Origin of the sequence: Pseudomonas sp. stari2, from assembly GCF_040760005.1 — a bacterium.
Classification (GTDB): domain Bacteria; phylum Pseudomonadota; class Gammaproteobacteria; order Pseudomonadales; family Pseudomonadaceae; genus Aquipseudomonas.
Genome location: NZ_CP099760.1, coordinates 5,679,242 through 5,701,858, shown reverse-complemented (window position 1 = coordinate 5,701,858; position 22,617 = coordinate 5,679,242). Strand labels below are relative to the sequence as shown.

Genomic DNA, 22,617 nt, shown 5'->3' with positions numbered 1-22,617 from the left:
GATTACTCTGAATCCTTTGTTGTAACGATAGGGGATGTTTCGGTTTCGTCGTCCGCGTACGGATCGGGATAACCCAATTCGGCAAGCAACTCGCGTTCCAGTGCTTCCATTTCCTCGGCTTCCTCGTCATCTATATGGTCGTAACCAAGCAGATGCAAGCAGCCGTGAATGACCAGATGTGCCCAGTGGGCCTTTAGTTCCTTGCCCTGTTCGGCAGCTTCACGCTCTACCACCGCCACGCAGATCACCAGATCGCCCAGCAATGGAATGTCGAGAAACTCGTCGGGCACTTCGGCGGGAAAGGACAGAACGTTGGTCGCGTAATCCTTGTGGCGCCAGGTGTGATTCAGTTCGCGGCCTTCTTCTTCGTCGACCAGACGAATGGTCATTTCCGAGTCGGCGGTGCGCTGGCGCAGGGCCAGTTCGCACCATTGGCGAAATTCGGCTTCGGTCGGCGCAGACGCTTTGGTCGCGATTTGCAGGTCAAGCTCAAGCATCGTGGCGAATGTCCTTTGGCGCTTCATCGGCTACGCGCGTTTCGAAGCGCTCGTAGGCTTCGACGATGCGTTGCACCAGCGGGTGGCGCACCACGTCTTTGGGCTGGAAGTGGGTGAAGCTGATACCCGGCACATCCTTCAGGACTTCGATGACATGGTGAAGTCCGGATTTGGTGCCGCGCGGCAGGTCGACCTGAGTGATGTCGCCGGTGATCACGGCTGTGGAGCCGAAACCGATCCGGGTCAGGAACATCTTCATCTGCTCGACGGTGGTGTTCTGGCTTTCGTCGAGAATGATGAAGCTGTTGTTCAGCGTACGACCGCGCATATAGGCCAGCGGTGCGACTTCGATCACCTGACGTTCGATCAGCTTGGCCACGTATTCGAAGCCGAGCATTTCATAGAGGGCGTCGTAGAGCGGGCGCAGGTACGGGTCGATCTTCTGCGATAGATCGCCGGGCAGGAAGCCGAGTTTTTCACCCGCTTCGACCGCCGGACGCACCAGCAGGATGCGGCGGATCTGCTCGCGTTCCAGAGCATCAACGGCGCAGGCCACGGCCAGGTAGGTCTTGCCGGTACCGGCCGGGCCGATGCCGAAGTTGATGTCGTTGCCGAGGATTTCCTTCACATAGCGCAACTGATTCAAGCCGCGCGGGCGAATCATGCCTTTCTTGGTGCGCAGGGCGACGGAGGCTTCGGCGGGGGCGTGGTTGTCCAGTTGCTCGACGGCCGATTCCTGAAGGAACAGGTGAACCGTATCCGGCGACAGCTCTGAACCCTTGGTTTCCCGGTACAGGCGGCGAATCAGATTTTCCGCAGACGTGGTGTGCTTGGGATCGCCGATCAGCTCGAACTGATTGCCGCGGTTGCGGATCTCGATGGCCAGGCGCCGTTCGATCAGCCGCAGGTGCTCGTCGAACTGCCCGCACAAATTGGCGAAGCGGCGAGCCTCAAAAGGCTCGAGGATAAAACGATGAGGTTCTATGGGTGCGTTCAAGGTCGTATTTAGCCGCCCTGGGGCAATTAGGATGAAATCAAGGATAACGCCAGCGGCGTGGGTGCGAAAGCTCTTAAAAAGCCTGGCACCTATTCAGCCGTCTGGCGTGGTGTCCTTGCGGTGTTACTGGACCAGCGAGCCGCGTAGCGAGTGCGGTTGCGCCGCGTCGATGTGCACGTCGGCGAACTGGCCGATCAGAGTTGGATTATCGCAGCGGAAGTTGACGATACGGTTATTCTCGGTGCGCCCTTGCAGCTCGCCCGGATCCTTCTTCGAATAATCGGTCACCAGAATCCGCTGTATCGAGCCGACCATTTGTCGGCTGATCTCGAACCCTTGCTGGTTCAAACGGTGCTGCAAGGCATTCAGGCGTTCTTTCTTCAGCTCTTCCGGGGTGTCGTCGGCCAGATCGGCGGCCGGGGTGCCTGGTCGCTGGCTGTAGACGAACGAGTAGGAAAAATCGAAACCGACGTCGGCAATCAGCTTCATGGTCTGTTCGAAATCTTTCTCGGTTTCCCCCGGGAAGCCGACGATGAAGTCCGAACTGATGCAGATGCCCGGCACGGCGGCGCGCAGTTTGCGCAGCTTGGATTTGTACTCAAGCGCCGTGTGGTTGCGCTTCATCGCGGCCAGGATCCGGTCCGAACCCGACTGCACCGGCAAGTGCAGATGCTTCACCAGTTCCGGCACTTCGGCGTGTGCCTGGATCAGACTGTCGGAGAATTCCAGCGGGTGCGACGTGGTGTAGCGGATGCGGTCGATGCCATCGACTGCCGCGACGACGCGGATCAGTTCGGCCAGATCGGCCAAGCGACCGTCGTGGGTCAGCCCGCGATAACCGTTGACGTTTTGGCCCAGCAGGGTCACTTCACGCACGCCGTTTTCGGCCAAATGAATGATCTCGGCGATCACGTCGTCGAACGGCCGGCTGACTTCTTCGCCGCGGGTGTAGGGTACGACGCAGAACGTGCAGTACTTGCTGCAGCCTTCCATTACCGACACGTAGGCGCTCGGGCCATCGATGCGCGGCTCGGGCAGGTGGTCGAACTTTTCGATTTCCGGGAACGAGACGTCCACTTGCGGCAACTTGCTGATGCGCGCGGCGTCGATCATTTCCGGCAGGCGGTGCAGTGTCTGCGGGCCGAACACCACGTCGACGTAAGGGGCGCGATCACGGATCGCCGCGCCTTCCTGGCTGGCCACGCAACCACCGACGGCGATCACCATGTCCGGGTTGGCGAGTTTCAGCTCGCGCCAGCGACCGAGCTGGGAGTACACCCGGTCCTGGGCGCGTTCGCGGATCGAGCAGGTGTTGAGCAGAATCACGTCGGCATCTTCGGCGCGTGCCGTGACTTCCAGGGCCTGGTGTTCGCCCAGCAGATCGACCATGCGCGAGCTGTCGTACTCGTTCATCTGGCAACCGTGGGTTTCGATGTAAAGCTTCTTGGCCATGGAATAGGGTCGTCACGTGGTTCAAAGAACCGCGCATTATAGGGAACATGTCCCCAGGTTCCTACCGTTGCGCGTCCGGCGGCTATGCTATAGTTCGCGCCCTCATTTTTACCCCGATGTGTTGTCCGCCCGCCATGACCAAACGCGAAGCTCCAATCTACAAGGTGATTTTCCTCAATCAGGGCCAGGTGTTCGAAATGTACGCCAAGCAGATCTATCAAAGTGATCTGTGGGGCTTCCTGGAAGTGGAAGAGTTCGTCTTTGGCGAGCGCACCCAGGTGGTCGTCGATCCGAGCGAAGAGAAGCTCAAGGCGCAATTCGAAGGCGTGGTGCGCAGCTTTGTGCCGATGCATTCGATCGTGCGCATCGACGAAGTGGAACGCCTTGGCACGCCGAAAATCAGTGAAGCCCGTGGCGGTGTTGGCAATGTGATGCCGTTCCCGGTACCAATGCCCGAGAAGTAAACGGGGCGGGATAAAGGAGCTACGACAGGAGCTACGGCAGGGGCGAGAACGGCGTACGCCCGTCGGCGCTCTGCAGTTCCATCAGGTATTTACGGAAAATTTGCCCGAGCACCTGGGTTGCGGTTTCCAGGTCTTCGCGGGACATCTTTTCGGACACTTCGTCGGCGGTGTCGAGCGCGTCTTCGGCGCCGTTGACCGCGGCCATCTTCAGCACGATGTAAGCCTGAATGTTGTTGGCTTGCACGCCTTCACCGTGGAAGAACATGGTGCCGAGCTTGAATTGCGCCTGAGCATGGCCTTGCAGCGAGGCCTTTTCGAAATAGCTAAGGGCTTGATTGAGGTCGCGCGGCGCGTTCTTGCCGTCGTAGTAGAACTCACCCAACTCGTATTGCGCTTGCGCATCCCCTTCATCCGCTGCCTTTTGGCAGGCGGCGAGGGCCTGCGTGACATCTTGCGGCTGAGTATTGAGGGTGCAGCGACCCATCGCCGGGATCAACAACGAGTTGCCGCCTGCTTGTGCATGTGCGAGCAGCGGCTGAAGGAGCAACAGGCAGCCCAAGGCAAGGGTGCGGCCGGTGCGGTTCATGGGAATCGACTTACCTCTGAAGGGCGCGCGGACCCGTCGAGGGATCCAATAAGCGCGCATTATGAAATAAGCAGGGGCCACCTTACAAAGTCTTTACTCGATTTTCTGCTGTGTGGGGAATATATCACCCGGTTTGCGGGAGGTTTTTGGCAGAAGCGTCGGAGAAAACGCTGGAGTGTAGGTGAAAGCTGACGCTGGCAATGGCCAACGTCAGCGATCAAGCCATTACTTCAGTTTGGCGAAAGCGCGCTCGGCGGCGTCGAGAGTAAGTTTAAGCTCCGCTTCGCCGTGGGCGATCGAGGTGAAACCGGCTTCGAACGCACTCGGTGCCAGATACACGCCACCTTCCAGCATCAGGTGGAAGAATCGACCGAACAGCGCCGCGTCGCTGGCCATCACGTCTTCAAAAGTAACAATGTCGTCGGCGCCGCTGAAGTACAGACCGAACATGCCGCCGGCCTGGGTGGTCACGAACGGAATGCCCGCCGCGTCAGCGCGTTGTTGCAGGCCGTCGAGCAAGCGAGTGGTGTAATCGTTCAGCTCGGCATGGAAACCCGGACGGCTGATCAGGCGCAGGGTGGTCAGGCCGGCGGCCATCGCCAGCGGGTTGCCCGACAGGGTGCCCGCCTGATAGACCGGGCCCAGCGGTGCGATGCGCTCCATGATCGAACGCTTGCCGCCGAAGCAGCCGACCGGCATGCCGCCGCCGATGATCTTGCCGAACGTGGTCAGGTCCGGAGTCACGCCGTAGTAAGCCTGGGCACCGCCGAGGGCCACACGGAAACCGGTCATCACTTCGTCGAAAATCAGCACCACGCCGTGCTTGTCGCACAGGCTGCGCAGGCCTTCGAGGAAACCCGGTGCTGGCGGCACGCAGTTCATGTTGCCGGCAACCGGCTCAACGATGATGCAGGCCACGTCCTGGCCGACTTCGGCGAGCATTTTTTCAACGGCGTCGATGTCGTTGAACGGCAGGGTCAGAGTGGGTTTGGCGAATGCTGCCGGCACACCGGCCGAGCTTGGTACACCCTGGGTCAGTGCGCCGGAACCGGCCTTGACCAACAGGCTGTCGGAGTGACCGTGGTAGCAGCCTTCGAACTTGATGATGCTGTCACGGCCGGTGAAGCCACGGGCCAGACGGATCGCACTCATGGTCGCTTCGGTGCCGGAGCTGACCATGCGCACCATTTCCATCGACGGCACCAGCGAGCAGACCAGGTCGGCCATCTCGGTTTCCATCGCGGTCGGCGCGCCGTAGGACAGGCCGTGTTGCAACTGGTTACGCACGGCGTCCAGTACGTCCGGGTGGCTGTGGCCGAGGATCATCGGGCCCCAGGAACCGACGTAATCCACATAACGCTTGTTGTCTTCGTCGGTGACGTAGGCGCCTTCGGCGTGCTTGAAGAACAGCGGCGTGCCGCCGACGCTCTTGAACGCGCGAACCGGCGAGTTCACGCCACCGGGAATGTGTTTCTGGGCGTTGGCAAACAGAGTTTCGGAACGAGACATGATCGGGCTCTCAGACTTTTAGTAATTCGTTGAATGCGCGGGCGCGGCGGGTCACTTCGGCGGTGCTGTCGGCGCCGAACAGGCCATGGACCACGGCCAGCAGATCGACACCGTGGGCCACCAGCGGCGCGGCATTGTCGAGGGTGATGCCGCCAATCGCGCAGATCGGCAGGTGCAGCGTCTGGCGGGCTTGATCGAGCAGATCGAGGCTGCAGGTCGGCGCACCGGGTTTGGTATTGGAGTTGAAGAAGCGGCCGAAGGCGACGTAGCTTGCGCCTTCTTTGGCGGCTTGTTCGGCCAGTTCAAGCTGCGCATGGCAGGTCGAACCGATGATCGCTTTCGAACCAAGCAGGGCGCGGGTCGGCGACAACGGGCCGTCAGTCTGGCCCAGGTGCACGCCGACGTTCAGGCGTGCGGCCAGTTCGGCGTCGTCGTTGATGATCAGTTGCGTCTTGTAGCGTTCGCACAGATCGCGCAAGGCCTCGGCCTCACGCAAGCGTCGGGCTTCGTCGCTGCTCTTGTCGCGGTACTGCAGCAGGGTGACGCCGCCTTCCAGCGCCGCCTCCACGTACGGCAGAAACTTGCCGGCCAGCAATGGACCGTCGGTAATGGCGTACAGGCCACGTAGTTTCATCAGGCAGACCTCACGACGTTACGAGCAGAAATCCAGCGGCAGGCGACGCGGCACGAACTGGCCTTTGCCCAGTTGTTCGGCATCGCGCAGGGTCCGCCAAGTGTAATCCAGCGCGGTACGCACGGCGCTGGCCAGGTTTTCGCCCTGTGCCAGTCGACCGGCAAGGGTGCTGGCCAGGGTGCAGCCGGAACCGTGGTAGCTGCCCGGCAGGCGCTGGCACTTGAAGGTCTCGCGCAGGCCGTCGCGGCTGTAAAGGCGATTGTGGATTTCGGTTTCGTCGCCGTGACCGCCGGTGATAAGCAGATTCTTGATGTACGGCAGGAGTTTTTCAGCGCACTCGTCCGCGGTGCCTTCTGGCAGTTCGGCGAGGATCCGGGCTTCGGGAAGATTGGGGGTGGCGATGATCGACAGCGGCAGCAGGCGTTCGCGCATGGCGTAGCCGACTTCGTCCTTGCCCAGGCGTCCGCCACCGCCGGCGCGCAGCACCGGGTCGCAGACCACTGGCAAGTGCGGGTGCGCCTGAAGCAGTTCGACGACGGTGTCGACCATTTCCAGGGAACCGAGCATGCCCAGTTTCACTGCCGTGACTTCGGAATCGTTGAGCACGGCATTGGCCTGGGCCAGTACCCACTCACGGTCGAGGACGCGAAAGTCAGTGACGTTGACGGTGTCTTGCACGGTCAGGGCGGTGACGGCCGGAGCCGCATGGCAACCCTGAGCGAGCAGGGCTTCGATATCTGCCTGCAAGCCGGCGCCACCACTGGGGTCGTGGCCGGAGAGACAGAGGACAACGGGGCGGGAGCTGTAGATATTCATGGTGCGCGAGCTTACCACCAAACCTGTTTTTCGGGTGTTGTGGCGCAGCGCTTGGCCGATAACCTCGGCAACTGGATGTGCACGGGTTTTCACAATCTGACCGAGCCAACAGCTCTAGCTCGGTGCTCTGCTCTGAAACGCGCGTTCTAGAGCCTTTGTCAGAAAAATTTCCATGGTGCTCAATGGCCATCAACAGCTATGCTAGAGTGGATCCAAACCAATAACAGGTAATACCGGTTTTACGTCTACTCAAAGGGAATGGGGGGCTTCCTGACACAACCGGACAAGCCACGCTGGGGCTTCAATGCGCTATTTGTTGATGTTGCTGTTCTGTTTGCCCCTCCTGGCAAACGCCGTCGAGTTCGACGAGTTCACCCAGAGCCTCCCGCTGGGTCGATCCCTGCAAGTGTTCGAAGACCCGAGCGGTCAGGCGAGCATTGCCGACGTCCGCGCGCAAGCCGCTGCCGGACAATTCAAAAAACACGATAAAGCCACGCTCAATGCCGGTTACTCGCGTTCGGCGTTCTGGCTGAAGATCGACCTGCATTACCGCCCGAGCAATCCGGCGGCGCAGCGTACCTGGCTGCTGGAGCTGGCCTATCCGCCGCTTGATCACCTCGACCTGTATCTGCCCGACGCCGCCGGTGACTATCGCCTGGTGCGCCAGACCGGGGACGCCTTGCCGTTCGCCAGTCGCGAGATCCGGCAGAACAACTACCTGTTCAACCTCACGTTCAAGCCTGACCAGCAACAGACCGTCTATTTGCGGCTGTCCAGCGAAGGCTCGATCCAGGCACCGGTGACGTTGTGGTCGAGCACCGCGTACCTCGAAGACCAGCCGGTGCGCCTTTATGTGCTGGGCCTGATTTATGGCGTGCTGCTGGGGATGCTGGTCTACAACCTGTTCATCTACCTCAGCGTGCGCGACACCAGTTATCTCTACTACATCTTCTATATCGGCTCGTTCGGCCTTTATCAGCTGTCGGTAAATGGCGCGGCGGTCGAGTATTTCTGGCCGGACAATCCATGGTGGGCCAACGCCGCCACGCCATTCTTCATTGGTTGCGCAGGTCTGTTCGGCAGCCAGTTCGCCCGCAGCTTCTTGCAGACCAAAAACCACAGCCGCTGGCTCGACCGGCTGTTGATCGCCCTGATCGTGTTCGGTGCACTGGTGATCGGTCTGTCGCTGATGACCAGTTACGCCCTGGCCTTGCGTCTGGCGACGACCCTGGCACTGACCTTTACCGTGGTGATCTTCGCCGCCGGGATCCTCGCCTGGTGGCGGGGTCTGCGGGTGGCGCGCTATTTCATCATCGCCTGGTCGGCGTTTCTGCTCGGCGGGATCGTCAACACGATGATGGTTCTGGGCCTGCTGCCGAATGTGTTCCTGACCATGTACGCCAGCCAGATCGGCTCGGCCATCGAGGTGGCGCTGCTGTCCTTGGCGCTGGCCGACCGCATCAACGCCATGCGCGAACAACAGGCGCAGACCCTGTTCGACGCCGGCCAGAAGCTCGAAGTGCTGAACCAGCAACTGGCCCACAGCAACAAGCTCAAGGACGAATTCCTCGCGACCCTGACCCATGAACTGCGCACGCCGATGAACGGGGTGATTGGTTCGCTGGAACTGATGCAGACCGTCGAACTGGACCCGGAACTGGAGCAATACCAACAGACCGCCGCCGGTTCGGCCCGGGACATGATGCGCATGGTCAACGGCATCCTGACCCTGACCGAATTGCAGGCCGGCAAGCTCAAGGCCACGCCGGGCAGTTTCAGCCTGCGTGCGGTGGTCGAGGCGCTGCGCGTGCAGTTCGACGGCAATGCGTCGAGCAAGTCGCTGGACTTCAAGGTCGAGGTGCTGCCGACCCTGCCGGATCGCCTGCACGGCGACAGCGCCAAACTCGCGCAATGCCTGGAATGCCTGCTGGACAACGCGATCAAGTTCACCCGCGTCGGCGGCCTCGCCTTGCGGGTCACCGGCAAACCGTCGACGGACAATCGCCTGGCGCTGTCCTTCGCGGTGATCGACACCGGTATCGGTTTTACTGATCTGGGCGAGGCCACGCTGTATCAGCGATTCTTCCAGCTCGATGGTTCGATGACCCGCGAATACGGCGGGCTGGGCGTCGGTCTGGCGATTTGCCGACAACTGGTGGAACTGCTCGGCGGCAAGCTCACGCACCGTTCCGAACCGGGGCGCGGCAGTCGCTTTCAGCTGGATGTCGAGTTTGAGTTGCCGGCGGTTGAAGCGGTGCCGACGCTCGTTCGCGATGCCGTGCGCGCACCGCAGGACTGCACCGTGTTGCTGGTGGACGACAACAGCGTCAATCAGTTGGTGATGCGCGGGATGTTGCTCAAGCTCGGTTTCCGCGTGCGCACCGCCGACCACGGTGCCGCAGCCATCGAATGCCTGCAGCGCGAGCCGTTCGATGCGGTGCTGATCGATTGCCAGTTGCCGTCGCTCGATGGTGCGTCGTTGTGCTGCCAGATCCACGACTTGCCGGGCTGTGCCAGCCTGCCGGTGTTCGTGATCGCGCTGGGGGCGGATCGAGAGCATTGCGCTTCTGCCGGCTCGATCGATTACCTGAGCAAACCGGTGAAATTCGAAGACTTGCAGGTCGCGATGCAGCGTCGGGTATTGAGGTGCTGACAGGGTGAAAGCGCCGGCATTTAGGCCGATATGACACTTTGATCGGTCCGGGGGCGGTGCTTAACTGAAGCTCTGGCCGATCAAGGAGCCCCGTCATGAACCTGCATCAGTTCGCCGAAACCCACGAAGTGACCAACCAGCCACCATCGCTGGACGGCACCAACCTGTACCGCATCGACCTGCCGCTGCAGGAGTGGTCACGGCGGTTCGGCGCCGGCTGGGCCGAGTCGCGGATCGATGCCTACGGCGCACTGGCCGGCGGGCCGCTGATGGAGGCCGGGTTCCTCGCCAACCAGAACAAACCGGTGTTCGCCAGCCATGATCGCTATGGTCATCGCATTGATCTGGTGGAATTTCACCCGGCGTATCACGAGCTGATGCGCACGGCCATCGAACATGGCCTCACGTCGTTGCCCTGGGCTCATCCACAGGACGGCGCCCATGTTGCCCGCGCGTCGATGTCCTATCTGCACAGCCAGGCCGAGGCCGGCAGCGGTTGCCCGTTGACCATGACCTTCGCCAGTGTTCCCGCGCTGCGTTTGCAGCCGGATCTGGCCGAACAGTGGCTGCCGAAAATCCTCGCCACCGAATACGATCCGCGCAACGTCGGCATGGCCCATAAGGCCGGTGTCACCATCGGCATGGCGATGACCGAGAAACAGGGCGGCACCGACGTGCGCGCCAACACCACCAAGGCTTATCCGGTCGGCGCCAGCGGCCCGGGCCAGGCTTATGAACTGGTGGGCCACAAGTGGTTCTGTTCGGCGCCGATGTGCGATGCGTTCCTCACGCTGGCGCAGACCGACAAGGGCCTGACCTGTTTCCTGTTGCCGCGCCATCGCCCGGATGACACGCGCAATCAGTTCTACATCCAGCGTCTGAAAAACAAACTCGGCAACCAGTCCAACGCTTCCAGCGAAGTGGAGTTCCGTGGCGCCCTGGCGTGGATGGTCGGTGAAGAAGGGCGCGGAGTACCGACGATCATCGAGATGGTGGCCATGACCCGTTTTGATTGCATGGTCGGCTCCAGCTCGCTGATGCGTCAGGCGCTGACCCAGGCCAGCCATCACTGCGCCCATCGCAAGGTTGGCGGCAAACTGCTCAGCGAACAACCGCTGATGCAAAACGTGCTGGCCGATCTGGCGCTTGAAAGCGAAGCCGCGCTGGCCCTGAGCCTGCGCATGGGCAAGGCGCTGGATCATCTGGATGATCGTCATGAAGCGCAATTCGCCCGACTGGTGACGGCGGTGGGCAAATACTGGATCTGCAAGCGTGCGCCGGCAATGATCAACGAAGCCGCCGAATGCATGGGCGGCGCGGGATATGTCGAAGAGAGCATCCTGCCGCGGCTGTACCGCGAAGCGCCGGTGAACTCGACGTGGGAAGGCTCCGGCAACGTGCAATGCCTCGACGTGCTGCGAGCGTTGTCGAAAGAGCCGGGCGTGCTGGATGTGCTGTTCAACGAACTGGGCGACGGCCATGGCGACAAACGGTTGGCCGCGCATATCCAGCAGTTGCAGGCGTCGTTCAAGGACACGGGCGACATTCAGTACCGGGCTCGGCAACTGACCGAAGACATCGCTCTGGGGTTGCAAGCGAAGCTGTTGCTGGAGGCCGGGAATGCGGCGGTCAGTGATGCGTTTATCGCCAGTCGCCTGAACGGAGGCGGGCGGGTCTACGGCGCGTTGCCGCGCGGGCTGGATGTCGAAGCCATCGTCACCCGCTCGACGCCGCAAGGTTTCTGACTGCAATTTCCAAGCACCGAAAGGCCTTGTGGGAGCTGGCAAGCCCGCTCCCACAGGGCCCGCCTATACCTGTCAGATTGATGAATAGCCACAACGCCACTGTTTCCGTGACGCCACGATGCAGGCAAGATGAAGCTCTGCAAGTCAGAACACAGGAAGCTGATCGTGACCGAAGCGTTTATTGTCGTTCAAACCGCCGAACAAGCCGTGGATCGTCTGGCCGAGCTGCATGAGCAGGCCACCACGGCGCTGAACTCTGCGCTCAAGCGTTATCTCAAGGATCGCGTCGAGCCCGACGCCGAGCAACGTGCCCTGTTCCGTTATCCCGAACTGCGTCTGACCTACCACTGCCAGGGCGAAGTCCCGCAGACCACCCGCGCTTACGCCAAGGTGCAGTTGCCGGGCACCTACAGCGTGACCGTCACCCACCCGGCGGCGTTTCGCAAATACCTTCTGGAGCAGCTCACGCCGCTGATGCACGATTTCACCGTAACCGTGGAAGTCGGGGTCAGCGAGCAGAACATTCCGTACCCGTACGTGGTCGAGCAGGGCGATGAACTGGCCGGCTCCGGCGTCACTGCCGCCGTGCTGGCGCGAGTGTTCCCGAGTACCGACCTGTCCGCCGCCACCGATGGCATCGCCGACGGTCTCTACGACTGGGAAAACACCGATCCGCTGCCGCTGGCGCTGTTCGATGCGGCCCGCGTCGACTTTTCGCTGCGTCGTCTGGTGCATTACACCGGCAGCGACTGGCGCCATGTGCAGCCGTGGATCCTGCTGACCAACTACCACCGCTATGTCGACCAGTTCATTGTTCATGGCCTGGAACAACTGCGCCGCGACCCGCGTTTCGTGCGCATGGTGTTGCCGGGCAACGTGATCATCGAAAAAGGCATGGATCACGGCGAAGCCTCGGCCATTGCGGCCGGTGTGGTCTGGCACCGTTACCAGATGCCGGCCTATCACCTGATCGCCAGCGATGGCCACGGCGTGACACTGGTGAACATCGGCGTCGGCCCGTCCAACGCCAAGAACATCACCGATCACCTGGCCGTGCTGCGTCCGCATTGCTGGCTGATGATCGGTCACTGCGGCGGCCTGCGTCAGTCGCAGACCATCGGCGACTATGTGCTGGCTCACGCTTACATGCGTCGCGACGGAATTCTTGACCGGGTGGTGCCGCCGAACATTCCGATCCCGGCCCTGGCTGAAGTGCAACTGGCGCTGCAGCAAGCGGCGGCCAACATCACCGGCGAAAAAGGCGAAGAGCTGAAGAAACGCCTGCGCACCGGCACCGTGCTGACCTACGACGACCGTAACTGGGAATTGCGCTGGGCCCAGGAGCGACCGCTGATCAACCTGTCCCGCGCCGTGGCGGTGGACATGGAAAGCGGCACCATCGCCGCCCAGGGTTATCGCCTGCGGGTGCCATACGGCACGTTGCTGTGCGTTTCGGACAAACCGCTGCACAGTGAAATCAAGCTGCCGGGTTCGGCCAACGCGTTCTACGAGCGCGCGGTCAGCCAGCACTTGAAGATCGGCATCGAAGCAGTGGACCTGCTGCGCACCGAACTCAACTCGCTGCACTCGCGCAAACTGCGCAGCTTCGACGAGCCGCCGTTCCGCTAACGGTTAGTCGTGGTCATTTGGCGGTCGGGGCACTAGCATTGTCAGCCCCGACTGTTAGATGTTGTTTTGCCCATGTCCCGTCCCCAGCGTCCATCTTCCCGCCGCCCCGGTGCGAAGCCGTCCTCTTCAGCCCCGCGCCGTGTCGCCAAGGCACCGCCGGCCGAGCCGAAGCTGATCCTGTTCAACAAACCGTTTGATGTACTGACGCAGTTCAGTGACGGCGAAGGGCGGGCGACGCTCAAGGATTACATCGACATTCCGGGCATCTACCCGGCCGGACGGCTGGACCGCGACAGCGAAGGTTTGCTGCTGCTGACCAACGACGGCCAGTTGCAGGCGCGGATCGCCGACCCCAAGCACAAACTGGCGAAAACCTATTGGGTGCAAGTCGAAGGCGTGCCGACGGCCGAGCAGTTGCAGCGCCTGCGTGACGGCGTCGAACTGAATGACGGCATGACCTTGCCCGCTGAGGCGCGGCAACTGGATGAGCCTGAACTGTGGCCACGCAATCCACCGGTACGCTTTCGCGCAACCATACCGACAACCTGGCTGGAACTGGTAATTCGCGAAGGGCGCAATCGTCAGGTGCGGCGAATGACGGCGGCGGTAGGGTTGCCGACGTTGAGGCTGGTGCGGGTCAGGATCGGTGACTGGACGATCGAAGGGCTCGATCAGGGCCAGTGGAAGGAAGTGCCGGCGCGCTTATAAGGCGCCGGATTCGATCAGGCCGATCACTACGCTCTTGATGATGAACGCGGCCACGCCCAGGCCCAGCACGAAGAACAGAATGAACGAGCCGAAGCGCCCGGCCTTGGACTTCTTCGCCAGATCCCAGACGATGAAACCCATGAAAATGATCAGGATGCTGACCAGACCGGTCATCATCCACTCTTCAAATACTGCTGGATCCATCGGGCATCTCCGGCGCTGTTCGGCTGAAAGGGCGGGCGGGAGTATACGCCAGCGGCGAACGACGCAGCATTGACCTGCGTCGGTGTGCCGCAGTCATTCGTCGATTTCAGCTACGCAGATGAGTCAGCGGCAGTTCGGTACTGTTGAGCACCTGATTCAGCACAAAACTCGACCGAACACTGGTCACGCCCTCAATCCGTGTCAGGTGCCCCAGCAGCAGCTTCTGATAGTGATCCATGTCCGGCACCACAACCTTCAGTTGATAGTCGGCATCCACCCCGGTCACCAGGCTGCACTCCAGAACCTGCGGCAAGGTGCGGATCGCCGCTTCGAAGTTCTCGAAACGTTCCGGCGTGTGCCGGTCCATGCCGATCAGCACGTAGGCGGTCAGGCTCAGGCCGAGCATCTTGCGGTCCAGCAGGGCCACCTGGCGCGAGATGTAGCCGTCGTCCTCCAGTTGCTTGACCCGGCGCGAGCACGGGGAGGGCGACAGACCGATGCGCTCGGCCAGTTCCTGGTTGGAGATGCGGGCGTCGCGCTGCAATTCCGCCAAAATGCTCAGGTCGTAACGGTCGAGTTTGCTCATCAATCTGTCCTTTGTCATAACTATTGCGGCAGATTATCTATCCAGGGTTAAAAATTGCGCAAGTGGTGTTTAATTGAGCAATCTTCGCAATCATCTGTCGCGTCCTCAGGCCTATCCTTATCACCAGAATCACTGCTCGGTAACACAGTCCACTGCGGCCCGCCCAATCAGGCCCGCCGCGGCCGCCGCCCCCACCGGGGACGTGCCGGCCCCCGAGCTGCACACTGTCCAGAAGACGGCGTGAGGTGAGCCGACGTCAAAAGCGTCGAGCCAGGACGAAGTTCTCTGGAAGGGAGGCCGACGGGTCTCCCTTTTTTCTTGCCCGCGATTTGACCTCCCTCGCTCAATAAATAAATGGCGTGACTGATAACCTGTTGCAGAACCCGGTGTGCCCATTCCCGGTCTTAGCTACAAACCCTCTTAATTACAGGGTCCGGCCCGCAGTGAGGAATTTCATGAAGTCGCGTATCTGGCGTCTGGCCAGTGTTGGTTTGCTGTGTGTGAGTGTCTGCGCGCAGGCGCTGGCCGATGAGCCGCAGAATCGCGGCCCCGACGGCGGTGGACGCGAGCGGGAGCATTGGGGCAACAATCAGGGGCACGGCGGAAACAATCAGCCCCATCCGCAAAACCAGCCGCAGCAGAATCAGCCTCGGCCGCAGAACAACGAGATCATTCGCGGCGACAACAGCCGCCAGTTCGAGCACAACGGCCAGCAGCACAACAATGGGCAGTGGCAGAACCACGACCAGAACCGTCCGGCCTACAATCCCAATCCGGTTCGCCAGCCGCCACCGCCGCCGCAACTGCCGGCCAACAGCCTGCCGATCCAGCCACGCCCCGACACCGTGCGCCAGACCCAGGAACCGCGTCAGGGCTACTACCGCGACGAGCGTCCGCAGAATGGCTACCACCAGAACTGGCAAACCGGCAACCGACCCGATGACCGTCGCTGGCCGGGGCGTCCGGACGGGCATGGCAATGGCTGGGGCCCCGGCCCGCAATACCGGCCGGGCCACGTGATCGACCGCTTCCCGGATCGTGACTTCCGCGTGCCGTATCGCGGCCAGGATTACTTCTACTCCGGCGGCTACTGGTATCGCCCGCAAGGTCCGCGATATGTCGTGGTTCAGCCGCCACGGGGCATCCGCATCCAGTACCTGCCGGATTACGCGCGCGAAGTGTGGATCGGCGGTTCGCTGTTGTTTCTGGCGGCAGGTTCGTACTACGCCTATCAGGAAGCGACTCAGGATTACGTGGTGGTCGAGCCGCCGGTGCAGCAACCTCCGCAACCGGCCAGCAACGGTTATGACGTCGAAGCGTATCCCGCCAACGGCCAGTCGCCGGAGCAGGTCCAGCAGGACGGTTACCAGTGCTATCAGTACGCGGTGCAGCAAAGCGGTTTCGATCCGCGCACTGCGACCTACCAGCCAGCACCTGAAGTGGTGCAGGCCTACCGCCAGGCCCAGGGCAATTGCCTGAGCAGTCGCGGTTATCAGGTCAACTACTGAGCCCGGGCGGCTTTCACCACTTCCTGCGGGTCGGCGTGCACCAGCACTTCGGCCCGCGGGTAGGCTTTGTGAATCGCATCGGCGGCCTGATCGCTGATGCCGTGAGCGACTGACAGCGTCAGCTCCCCCGGCAATTCCAGGTGCAACTGGACGAACCAGTGGTTGCCGGAAATCCGTGTGCGCAGATCATGTGCGCCCAAAACGCCCGGCACACCGCACGCCAGCTCGAGCATGTGCTGACTGACATTCACCGGCAGCTCTTCATCCATCAGCACCGAAAAACTCTCTCGGGCGATCTGGATCGCGCTCCACAGGATGTACACGGCAATCCCCAGACCGAACCAGGCATCCAGTTGATGAAAGCCCAGACCCGCCAGGATCAGGGCGATCAGGATGCTGCCGTTGAGCAGCATGTCCGAACGGTAATGCAGCGAGTCCGCGCGCACGGCATTGGAGCCGGTCTGTTTGATCACCCGGTGCTGCAACATCAACAGCGCCGCTGTCAGCAGCAGCGAAAACACGATCACGCCGATGCTTATCCAGGGCGCGCCGAGCGGCTCCGGTTGCTGGATGCGCTCATAAGCCTGAAACGCAATGAGCAGCGCACTGCCGCCAATGAACAGCGCCTGCGCCATGCCCGCCAGGGATTCGGCCTTACCGTGACCATAACGGTGATCGTCATCCGCCGGGCGCAACGCGTAGTGCACCGCCAGCAGATTGAGCAACGAGGTGACGCCATCGAGGGCCGAGTCGGTGAGGCCGGCGAGCATGCTCACCGAACCGCTCAGCCACCAGGCGATGGCTTTGGCGATGATCAGCGTACAGGCCACCGCCACCGAGGCGCGGGTCGCCAGCCGCAGCAGGCGGGCGTGTTCGGGGCTGGAGGTCATGGGTACGTCTATTCCTTATGCGGCAGGTTGCAGGCCAAACATCGCCAGTTGCTGGGTGCTGCCCTTGTGCCGGATCAGGCGCGGGTCGTCCAGCGGCAGGTTGCGGCCCAGTTCTGTTTCGAGAATAGCCTGCAACTTGAGGTTATCGACCTGACCGTCCGGGCCGATGGCTTGTTTGAGCTTGGCCGGATCGACTTGCGCCGTGCGGCCCGGTTCGAAATAGATCGCGCCGGTGGTGAAGTCCACGGCAAACGCGATCACGCCGGGAAGGATATAGAACAACAGGCCCACGGCATCGAGCACGGCAATCGCCGGGTCGATCTTGCCGTCGATCTGGCCGCGCCGGTCGGGATAGAAAATCGAACCGCACGCGGTGATCTGAGTGAGCAGGGTGGCAACCAGTACACCGCCGATCAGGCGAAAAGGTAAGCGCATGGGAATCTCCTGAGTCATCTGTTGACGAAGCGTCGTCGTGTGAAGTTAAGACCCTGACGAACGCCTGGCAGTTCGCCGTTATACTCGGCCCTCTGTTTTGGAGCCAGCATGAATTTTTTGCCAATCGACGATGTTTTACCCGCCCTGCGTGAAGCCCTCGCGACACGCCATGAAGCCGTGCTCGAAGCACCGCCCGGCGCCGGTAAAACCACCCGCGTGCCTTTGGCCCTGCTCAATGAAGCGTGGCTGAACGGGCAGACCATTCTGATGCTCGAACCGCGTCGGCTGGCCGCCCGCGCAGCGGCGGAACGGCTGGCCAGCGAGCTGGGCGAGAAGGTCGGTGAAACCGTCGGTTATCGCATCCGCCTCGACAGCAAGGTCGGTCCCGCCACGCGCATCGAAGTGGTCACCGAAGGTATCCTCACCCGGCGCTTGCAGGACGACCCGGCGCTGGAAGGCGTGGGTCTGCTGATCTTCGACGAATTCCACGAGCGCAGCCTCGACGCCGATCTGGCGTTGGCCCTCAGTCTGAACGGTCGCGAGCTGTTTCGAGCTGAACAGCCGCTGAAGATTTTGCTGATGTCCGCCACCCTCGAGGGCGAACGTCTGGCCGGCCTGCTCGACGACGCGCCGATCCTGCGCAGCGAAGGCCGGATGTTCCCGGTGACGATGCGCTGGGGCCGGCCGTTCCAGCCCGGCGAATACATCGATCAACGCGTCACGCAAACGGTACTCGAAGCCCTGCACGATGAAACCGGCAGCCTGTTGGTGTTCCTGCCGGGGCAGGCGGAAATCCGGCGTGTTCATCAGCAACTGTCGGACGCCATCGGTGAAGGCAGCGACATCCTGCTCTGTCCGTTGCACGGCGAACTCGACCTGAATGCGCAACGCGCTGCCATCGACCCGGCGCCCGCAGGCCAGCGCAAAGTGGTGCTGGCCACCAACATCGCCGAGACCAGCCTGACCATCAACGGCGTGCGCGTGGTGATCGACGCCGGGCTGGCGCGGGTGCCGCGTTTCGACCCGGGCAGCGGCATGACCCGTCTCGATACTCAACGTATCTCCAAAGCCAGTGCCACCCAGCGAGCGGGCCGGGCCGGGCGTCTGGAGCCGGGCGTGTGTTATCGCCTGTGGTCGCAGGATCAGCACGAACAACTGGCGGCTTATGGCAGTGCGGAAATTCTTTCGGCGGATCTGGCCGGGCTGGCCTTGCAACTCGGACGCTGGGGCGTGGCGCCGAGTGATTTGATCTGGCTCGACGTACCGCCAACCGCCGCGTATGCACAGGCTCAGGATTTGTTGCTGCGCCTCGGTGCGCTGGACGGTGAAAGTCTCAACCGTCATGGTCAGGCCATGGCTGAATTGCCGGCCCATCCGCGCATCGCCCATTTGCTATTGCGCGGTCAGGCGCTGGGGCTGGCGGACATGGCGTGCGACGTTGCCGCGTTGCTCGGTGAACGCGACATTTTGCGCGGTGCCGGAGCGGATCTGCACAGTCGTCTGGTGCTGCTGTCCGGCGAAGAGCGCGCGGCGCGCAGCGCCCAGGGTGGGGTGCAGCGCGCCCGGCAACTGGCGCGGCAATATCACGGCTACCTGCGCGGGCAGCCGAGCGAACCGGTGGCCGACCCGGATCACCCGCGCTGGCTTGGCGCCTTGCTGGCGCTGGCCTATCCGGATCGCGTCGCTCAACAGCGGCGTGCCGGTGGTGCCGAATATCGACTGGCCAACGGCCGTGCGGCGCTGTTCGCCGAAGCCGACAGCCTGATGAAGGAGCCGTGGATCGTCATCGCCGACCTTGGCAGCCGTCAGGGCCAGCGTGAGGAACGGATTTATCTGGCGGCGGATTTCGATCCGGCGCTGTTCGATTCGGTGCTGGCCGAACAGGTGCACACCGTCGATCAACTGGACTGGGACGAACGCGAAGGCGTGCTGCGGGCCGAGCGTCAGCGCAAGGTTGGCGAACTGATCCTCAGCCGCGAGCCGCTGACCGGTCTCGACGAAAATGCTCGCAGCCAGGCATTGGTCAATCTGGTGCGGCGCAAAGGTCTGGAACTGCTGCCGTGGACACCCGAACTGCGCCAATGGCAGGCGCGAGTCGCGTTGCTGCGCCAGCTCGACCTGGACGCCAAGGGCGACAGCCAATGGCCGGATGTCAGCGACGCCACATTGCTGAAAACCCTCGAAGACTGGCTGATGCCTTATCTGGGCAAGGTCTCGCGGCTCAGCCATTTCGCCAACCTCGACCTGTCGAGCATCGTGCGTAATCTGCTGCCGTGGCCGCTTCCACAGCAACTCGACGAACAGGCGCCGCACCACCTGAGCGTGCCGTCGGGCTCATCGATTCGCCTCGACTACAGCGAGCAGCCGCCGATTCTCGCCGTGCGCTTGCAGGAGTTGTTCGGCCTCGCCGACACACCGCGCATTGCCGGCGGCCGGCAAGTGGTCAAGCTGCACCTGCTATCCCCGGCTCGGCGCCCAGTGCAGGTGACGCAGGATCTGGCCAACTTCTGGCGCAGCACCTATGCCGAGGTGAAGAAAGATCTGAAGGGGCGGTATCCGAAGCATTACTGGCCGGACGACCCACTGGTGGCCGAGGCCACTGCTCGGGCCAAACCGCGCGGTACGTGAGGGTCAGTGACTGGCCTTCGCCGTCAGTTGCTCCCGGCAATAATCGGCAAACAACTGCGCCGGTTTGGTCAGTTGCCCGCGTTTGAGCCACGCCGCCACCAGGCCTGAGCCAGTGACGTCTTCGACGATGTCCACGCACACGACTTTCTTGCCGTCGTAGGTGCATTCCGAATGCGGGCGGGTCACCAGGATCGAGAAGCCGAAACCCTGGCCGACCATGCCGCGCACCATTTCGATCGAGGGCGAGCTGAACTCGATGCGTGGTGACAGGCCGAGTTCTTCGAACAGGCTGACGAAGTAGGTGCGGCTCGGTTGTACGTCGAGCAGGATCATCGGTTCCAGGCACAAATCCCGCAGCGAAACCTGTTTGAGCTGGGCGAAGCGGTGATCTGCAGGGAGCAGCGCGTAAGGCCGTTGCGCCGGCATCAAGGGTTCGGTTTCGATGGTCGCATCGAGGTCGTGCTTGTACAGGATTGCCAGATCGAAGGTGCCCGAGGTCAGGCCTTGCACCAGTTCCTGTTGTTCACCGTCGCGGATGCGGATCTTGACCCCCGGATACAGCGCCGAGAACCCGGCAATCAGTTGCGGCAGGTACAGCGGCGCGACCGTTTCAAAACAGCCGATATCGATCTGCCCGGCCACCACGTCGTTGTCGGCGAGGGCGTTCTGTTCGAACTCCTTGGCCATGCGCAGCAGTTCCTGGGCCTTGCGAAAGAACCGCGCGCCGCTCGGCGTCAGGGACACGCCCTGGGCGTGATGGCGGATCAGCAGTTGCACGCCGAAGCTGTCTTCCAGCCCCTTGATTGCCGTGGAAATCGCCGGTTGCGCGATGTACAGCTTGCGCGACGCTTCGGCGACGCTGCCGCATTCGACGGTAGTGATGAAGTATTTCAGCTGACGCAGGTTGTAAGCGGCCACGGTGAACCTCAAAGCGAACGGATTTCACATCCAAGCAATTTGTAAGCCGCCGGCCTCCGTTCTGTCGGCGGTTTTTTTGTCCCCGAACAATAGCCCCATACGCGCGCGAAGGGGCTGTCGGCTGGTTACCTTTTTTATTGTCTGCGAAGACATTTTTACTGGTTTTAGCGCGCGCAGGCCTGAGCGACTATCGACAGAAGCTGTTTATAAAAGAATAAAAGTCCAAGGAGCATCCACCGTGTTCGAACTTGCAGACTGGCAGCGCAAGGCCGCTGCGTTGAGCTATCCGTACCAGGCCGTGATCGACGGCAAACTGCGTGCGGCGCAGTCGGGGCAGACCTTTGCCGCGATCAACCCGGCCACCGGCCAGTTGCTGGCCAACGTCGCCGCGTGCGGGGAAGAAGACGTCGACACGGCAGTGAAGAATGCGCGGCAGGTGTTCGAAGCCGGCACCTGGGCCGGGCGTTCGCCCACCGAGCGCAAGCAAGTGCTGTTGCGTCTGGCGGATCTGATTCTGGCCCATCGCGAAGAGCTGGCGCTGCTCGATTCGCTGAACATGGGCAAGCCGGTGATGGACGCTTACAACATCGACGTGCCGGGCGCCGCCGGGGTGTTCCGCTGGTACGCCGAAAGCCTCGACAAGCTCTACGATCAGGTCGCGCCGAGCGCCTCGAACGTGCTGGCGACCATCACTCGCGAAGCGCTGGGCGTGGTCGCGGCCGTGGTGCCGTGGAATTTCCCGCTGGACATGGCCGCGTGGAAACTCGCACCGGCGCTGGCGGCGGGCAACTCGGTGATCCTCAAACCCGCCGAGCAATCACCGTTTTCCGCATTGCGTCTGGCTGAGCTGGCGCTCGAAGCCGGGTTGCCGGCCGGCGTGCTGAACGTGCTGCCGGGGCTCGGCGAACAGGCCGGCAAAGCCTTGGGCCTGCACCCGGATGTCGATTGTCTGGTGTTCACCGGCTCGACGCAGGTCGGCAAGTATTTCATGCAGTACTCCGCGCAGTCGAACCTCAAGCAGGTGTGGCTGGAGTGCGGCGGCAAGAGCGCCAATCTGCTGTTCGCCGACTGTAAGGATCTGGACCTGGCGGCGCAGAAAGCCGCGTTCGGGATCTTTTTCAATCAGGGCGAAGTCTGCTCGGCCAACTCGCGGTTGCTGGTGGAGCGCTCGATTCACGACGAGTTCGTCGAGCGTCTGAAAGCTCAGGCCGAACGCTGGCAACCGGGCGATCCGCTGGACCCGGCGAGTGTGGCCGGGGCGATTGTCGACAGCCGTCAGACCGAAAGCATTCTGCGCTTCATTCATCAAGCCGAGCGTGAGGGCGCCACCCTCGTCTGCGGCGGTCGACAACTGAGTTTCAACGGTTCGGGCAACTTCGTTCAGCCAACGATTTTCACCGACGTGCAGCCGCACATGACCCTGTTTCGCGAGGAAGTGTTCGGCCCGGTGCTGGCGGTGACTGCGTTCGATGACGAGGCCCACGCCTTGCAACTGGCCAACGACAGCGTCTACGGTCTGGCGGCGTCGCTGTGGACTGACGATCTGCACCGCGCACATCGAGTGGCGCGGCAATTGCGAGCCGGTACGGTGTCGGTCAACAGCGTCGATGCGCTGGACGTGACCGTGCCGTTCGGCGGCGGCAAACAATCCGGTTTCGGCCGCGATCTGTCGCTGCACTCGTTCGACAAATACACCCAGTTGAAAACCACCTGGTTTCAACTGCGCTCATGACAGCCGCTCACAACAAAAAAGGAGAT

Annotated in this window: 20 protein-coding genes; 8 read left to right on the top strand and 12 right to left on the bottom strand. The window is 62.0% G+C overall.

The annotated features are described in order from the left end of the window. Nucleotides 1-2: 2 nt before the first annotated feature. From ybeY to miaB, 3 genes are all read right to left on the bottom strand, one after another. Nucleotides 3-497: an rRNA maturation RNase YbeY gene (gene ybeY / locus NH234_RS26145; RefSeq protein WP_367254767.1), complete on the bottom strand. Its 495-nt coding sequence runs from the start codon at nucleotides 495-497 to the stop codon at nucleotides 3-5. Then, nucleotides 490-1,494, bottom strand: coding sequence for a PhoH family protein (locus NH234_RS26140; protein ID WP_367254765.1), 1,005 nt, complete (start codon nucleotides 1,492-1,494; stop codon nucleotides 490-492). Before NH234_RS26140 ends, ybeY begins: the two co-directional genes overlap by 8 nt. A 123-nt stretch (nucleotides 1,495-1,617) precedes the next feature. Then, nucleotides 1,618-2,946: a tRNA (N6-isopentenyl adenosine(37)-C2)-methylthiotransferase MiaB gene (gene miaB / locus NH234_RS26135; protein ID WP_085732939.1), complete on the bottom strand. Its 1,329-nt coding sequence runs from the start codon at nucleotides 2,944-2,946 to the stop codon at nucleotides 1,618-1,620. Between the two features lie 134 nt (nucleotides 2,947-3,080). Here miaB and NH234_RS26130 point away from each other — a divergent pair, with 134 nt between their 5' ends. Next, nucleotides 3,081-3,410 carry a DUF1820 family protein gene (locus tag NH234_RS26130; RefSeq protein WP_007958692.1) on the top strand — a complete coding sequence of 110 codons (330 nt, stop codon included), beginning with the start codon at nucleotides 3,081-3,083 and terminating at the stop codon, nucleotides 3,408-3,410. Nucleotides 3,411-3,441: 31 nt separating this feature from the next. Here the strand turns inward: NH234_RS26130 and NH234_RS26125 are convergent, their stop codons facing one another. The 4 genes from NH234_RS26125 to NH234_RS26110 all read right to left on the bottom strand — a co-directional run bounded on the left by NH234_RS26125 (nucleotide 3,442) and on the right by NH234_RS26110 (nucleotide 6,955). Next, nucleotides 3,442-3,996: a tetratricopeptide repeat protein gene (locus tag NH234_RS26125; RefSeq protein WP_003228518.1), complete on the bottom strand. Its 555-nt coding sequence runs from the start codon at nucleotides 3,994-3,996 to the stop codon at nucleotides 3,442-3,444. Between the two features lie 225 nt (nucleotides 3,997-4,221). Then, nucleotides 4,222-5,505 carry a glutamate-1-semialdehyde 2,1-aminomutase gene (hemL, locus tag NH234_RS26120; RefSeq protein WP_367254762.1) on the bottom strand — a complete coding sequence of 428 codons (1,284 nt, stop codon included), beginning with the start codon at nucleotides 5,503-5,505 and terminating at the stop codon, nucleotides 4,222-4,224. A gap of 10 nt (nucleotides 5,506-5,515) precedes the next feature. Beyond that, the gene (gene thiE / locus NH234_RS26115) at nucleotides 5,516-6,139 is read right to left on the bottom strand and encodes a thiamine phosphate synthase (RefSeq protein ID WP_085732937.1); all 624 of its coding nucleotides are present in this window, start codon (nucleotides 6,137-6,139) and stop codon (nucleotides 5,516-5,518) included. 18 nt (nucleotides 6,140-6,157) lie between these two features. Then, nucleotides 6,158-6,955, bottom strand: a complete 798-nt coding sequence (locus tag NH234_RS26110; RefSeq protein WP_085733024.1) for a hydroxymethylpyrimidine/phosphomethylpyrimidine kinase — start codon at nucleotides 6,953-6,955, stop codon at nucleotides 6,158-6,160. A 304-nt stretch (nucleotides 6,956-7,259) separates the two neighbouring features. On the opposite strand from NH234_RS26110, the gene NH234_RS26105 reads away from it, so the two are divergent. The 4 genes from NH234_RS26105 to NH234_RS26090 all read left to right on the top strand — a co-directional run bounded on the left by NH234_RS26105 (nucleotide 7,260) and on the right by NH234_RS26090 (nucleotide 13,690). Further along, nucleotides 7,260-9,608, top strand: a complete 2,349-nt coding sequence (locus NH234_RS26105) for a hybrid sensor histidine kinase/response regulator (protein WP_085732936.1) — start codon at nucleotides 7,260-7,262, stop codon at nucleotides 9,606-9,608. Between the two features lie 95 nt (nucleotides 9,609-9,703). Continuing rightward, complete coding sequence (locus tag NH234_RS26100) at nucleotides 9,704-11,353, top strand: acyl-CoA dehydrogenase family protein (RefSeq protein ID WP_085732935.1); 1,650 nt, start codon at nucleotides 9,704-9,706, stop codon at nucleotides 11,351-11,353. A gap of 129 nt (nucleotides 11,354-11,482) precedes the next feature. After that, nucleotides 11,483-12,982 (top strand): AMP nucleosidase, encoded by a 1,500-nt coding sequence (amn, locus tag NH234_RS26095; RefSeq protein ID WP_170929638.1) that lies wholly within the window; start codon nucleotides 11,483-11,485, stop codon nucleotides 12,980-12,982. Nucleotides 12,983-13,054: 72 nt separating this feature from the next. Continuing rightward, entirely contained in the window at nucleotides 13,055-13,690 is a 636-nt protein-coding gene (locus tag NH234_RS26090) for a pseudouridine synthase (protein WP_085732933.1), read from the top strand. Here NH234_RS26090 and NH234_RS26085 read toward each other — a convergent pair. Together NH234_RS26085 and NH234_RS26080 are read right to left on the bottom strand one after the other, a co-directional pair. Next, the gene (locus NH234_RS26085) at nucleotides 13,685-13,894 is read right to left on the bottom strand and encodes a DUF2788 domain-containing protein (protein ID WP_003228500.1); all 210 of its coding nucleotides are present in this window, start codon (nucleotides 13,892-13,894) and stop codon (nucleotides 13,685-13,687) included. The genes NH234_RS26090 and NH234_RS26085 overlap by 6 nt on opposite strands. 106 nt (nucleotides 13,895-14,000) lie before the next feature. After that, complete coding sequence (locus tag NH234_RS26080) at nucleotides 14,001-14,480, bottom strand: Lrp/AsnC family transcriptional regulator (protein WP_007909658.1); 480 nt, start codon at nucleotides 14,478-14,480, stop codon at nucleotides 14,001-14,003. A gap of 455 nt (nucleotides 14,481-14,935) precedes the next feature. Here NH234_RS26080 and NH234_RS26075 point away from each other — a divergent pair, with 455 nt between their 5' ends. Next, nucleotides 14,936-15,988 carry a DUF6515 family protein gene (locus NH234_RS26075; RefSeq protein WP_367254757.1) on the top strand — a complete coding sequence of 351 codons (1,053 nt, stop codon included), beginning with the start codon at nucleotides 14,936-14,938 and terminating at the stop codon, nucleotides 15,986-15,988. On the opposite strand, the gene NH234_RS26070 is transcribed toward NH234_RS26075, so the two are convergent. Then, the gene (locus NH234_RS26070) at nucleotides 15,982-16,878 is read right to left on the bottom strand and encodes a cation diffusion facilitator family transporter (RefSeq protein ID WP_085732929.1); all 897 of its coding nucleotides are present in this window, start codon (nucleotides 16,876-16,878) and stop codon (nucleotides 15,982-15,984) included. The genes NH234_RS26075 and NH234_RS26070 overlap by 7 nt on opposite strands. A gap of 15 nt (nucleotides 16,879-16,893) precedes the next feature. After that, entirely contained in the window at nucleotides 16,894-17,313 is a 420-nt protein-coding gene (locus NH234_RS26065; RefSeq protein ID WP_085703120.1) for a polyribonucleotide nucleotidyltransferase, read from the bottom strand. 108 nt (nucleotides 17,314-17,421) lie between these two features. Here NH234_RS26065 and hrpB point away from each other — a divergent pair, with 108 nt between their 5' ends. Continuing rightward, entirely contained in the window at nucleotides 17,422-19,941 is a 2,520-nt protein-coding gene (hrpB, locus tag NH234_RS26060) for an ATP-dependent helicase HrpB (protein WP_367254755.1), read from the top strand. 3 nt (nucleotides 19,942-19,944) lie between these two features. Here hrpB and NH234_RS26055 read toward each other — a convergent pair whose 3' ends face one another. Continuing rightward, the gene (locus NH234_RS26055) at nucleotides 19,945-20,859 is read right to left on the bottom strand and encodes a LysR family transcriptional regulator (protein WP_085732924.1); all 915 of its coding nucleotides are present in this window, start codon (nucleotides 20,857-20,859) and stop codon (nucleotides 19,945-19,947) included. A gap of 238 nt (nucleotides 20,860-21,097) precedes the next feature. Here NH234_RS26055 and NH234_RS26050 point away from each other — a divergent pair, with 238 nt between their 5' ends. Next, a complete protein-coding gene (locus NH234_RS26050) occupies nucleotides 21,098-22,591 on the top strand; it encodes an aldehyde dehydrogenase (RefSeq protein ID WP_367254751.1) in 1,494 nt (497 codons plus the stop codon). The last annotated feature ends 26 nt before the right edge of the window (nucleotides 22,592-22,617 follow it).

What these genes read in the sequence shown, in the direction of transcription:
- NH234_RS26080 (WP_007909658.1), bottom strand. Translation starts at nt 14,480, where the DNA reads ATGAGCAAACTCGACCGTTACGACCTGAGCATTTTGGCGGAATTGCAG.
- NH234_RS26105 (WP_085732936.1), top strand. Translation starts at nt 7,260, where the DNA reads ATGCGCTATTTGTTGATGTTGCTGTTCTGTTTGCCCCTCCTGGCAAAC.
- NH234_RS26070 (WP_085732929.1), bottom strand. Translation starts at nt 16,878, where the DNA reads ATGACCTCCAGCCCCGAACACGCCCGCCTGCTGCGGCTGGCGACCCGC.
- NH234_RS26075 (WP_367254757.1), top strand. Translation starts at nt 14,936, where the DNA reads ATGAAGTCGCGTATCTGGCGTCTGGCCAGTGTTGGTTTGCTGTGTGTG.
- NH234_RS26065 (WP_085703120.1), bottom strand. Translation starts at nt 17,313, where the DNA reads ATGCGCTTACCTTTTCGCCTGATCGGCGGTGTACTGGTTGCCACCCTG.
- hrpB (WP_367254755.1), top strand. Translation starts at nt 17,422, where the DNA reads ATGAATTTTTTGCCAATCGACGATGTTTTACCCGCCCTGCGTGAAGCC.
- NH234_RS26100 (WP_085732935.1), top strand. Translation starts at nt 9,704, where the DNA reads ATGAACCTGCATCAGTTCGCCGAAACCCACGAAGTGACCAACCAGCCA.
- NH234_RS26130 (WP_007958692.1), top strand. Translation starts at nt 3,081, where the DNA reads ATGACCAAACGCGAAGCTCCAATCTACAAGGTGATTTTCCTCAATCAG.
- NH234_RS26085 (WP_003228500.1), bottom strand. Translation starts at nt 13,894, where the DNA reads ATGGATCCAGCAGTATTTGAAGAGTGGATGATGACCGGTCTGGTCAGC.
- hemL (WP_367254762.1), bottom strand. Translation starts at nt 5,505, where the DNA reads ATGTCTCGTTCCGAAACTCTGTTTGCCAACGCCCAGAAACACATTCCC.
- amn (WP_170929638.1), top strand. Translation starts at nt 11,483, where the DNA reads ATGAAGCTCTGCAAGTCAGAACACAGGAAGCTGATCGTGACCGAAGCG.
- ybeY (WP_367254767.1), bottom strand. Translation starts at nt 497, where the DNA reads ATGCTTGAGCTTGACCTGCAAATCGCGACCAAAGCGTCTGCGCCGACC.
- NH234_RS26090 (WP_085732933.1), top strand. Translation starts at nt 13,055, where the DNA reads ATGTCCCGTCCCCAGCGTCCATCTTCCCGCCGCCCCGGTGCGAAGCCG.
- NH234_RS26110 (WP_085733024.1), bottom strand. Translation starts at nt 6,955, where the DNA reads ATGAATATCTACAGCTCCCGCCCCGTTGTCCTCTGTCTCTCCGGCCAC.
- NH234_RS26125 (WP_003228518.1), bottom strand. Translation starts at nt 3,996, where the DNA reads ATGAACCGCACCGGCCGCACCCTTGCCTTGGGCTGCCTGTTGCTCCTT.
- miaB (WP_085732939.1), bottom strand. Translation starts at nt 2,946, where the DNA reads ATGGCCAAGAAGCTTTACATCGAAACCCACGGTTGCCAGATGAACGAG.
- thiE (WP_085732937.1), bottom strand. Translation starts at nt 6,139, where the DNA reads ATGAAACTACGTGGCCTGTACGCCATTACCGACGGTCCATTGCTGGCC.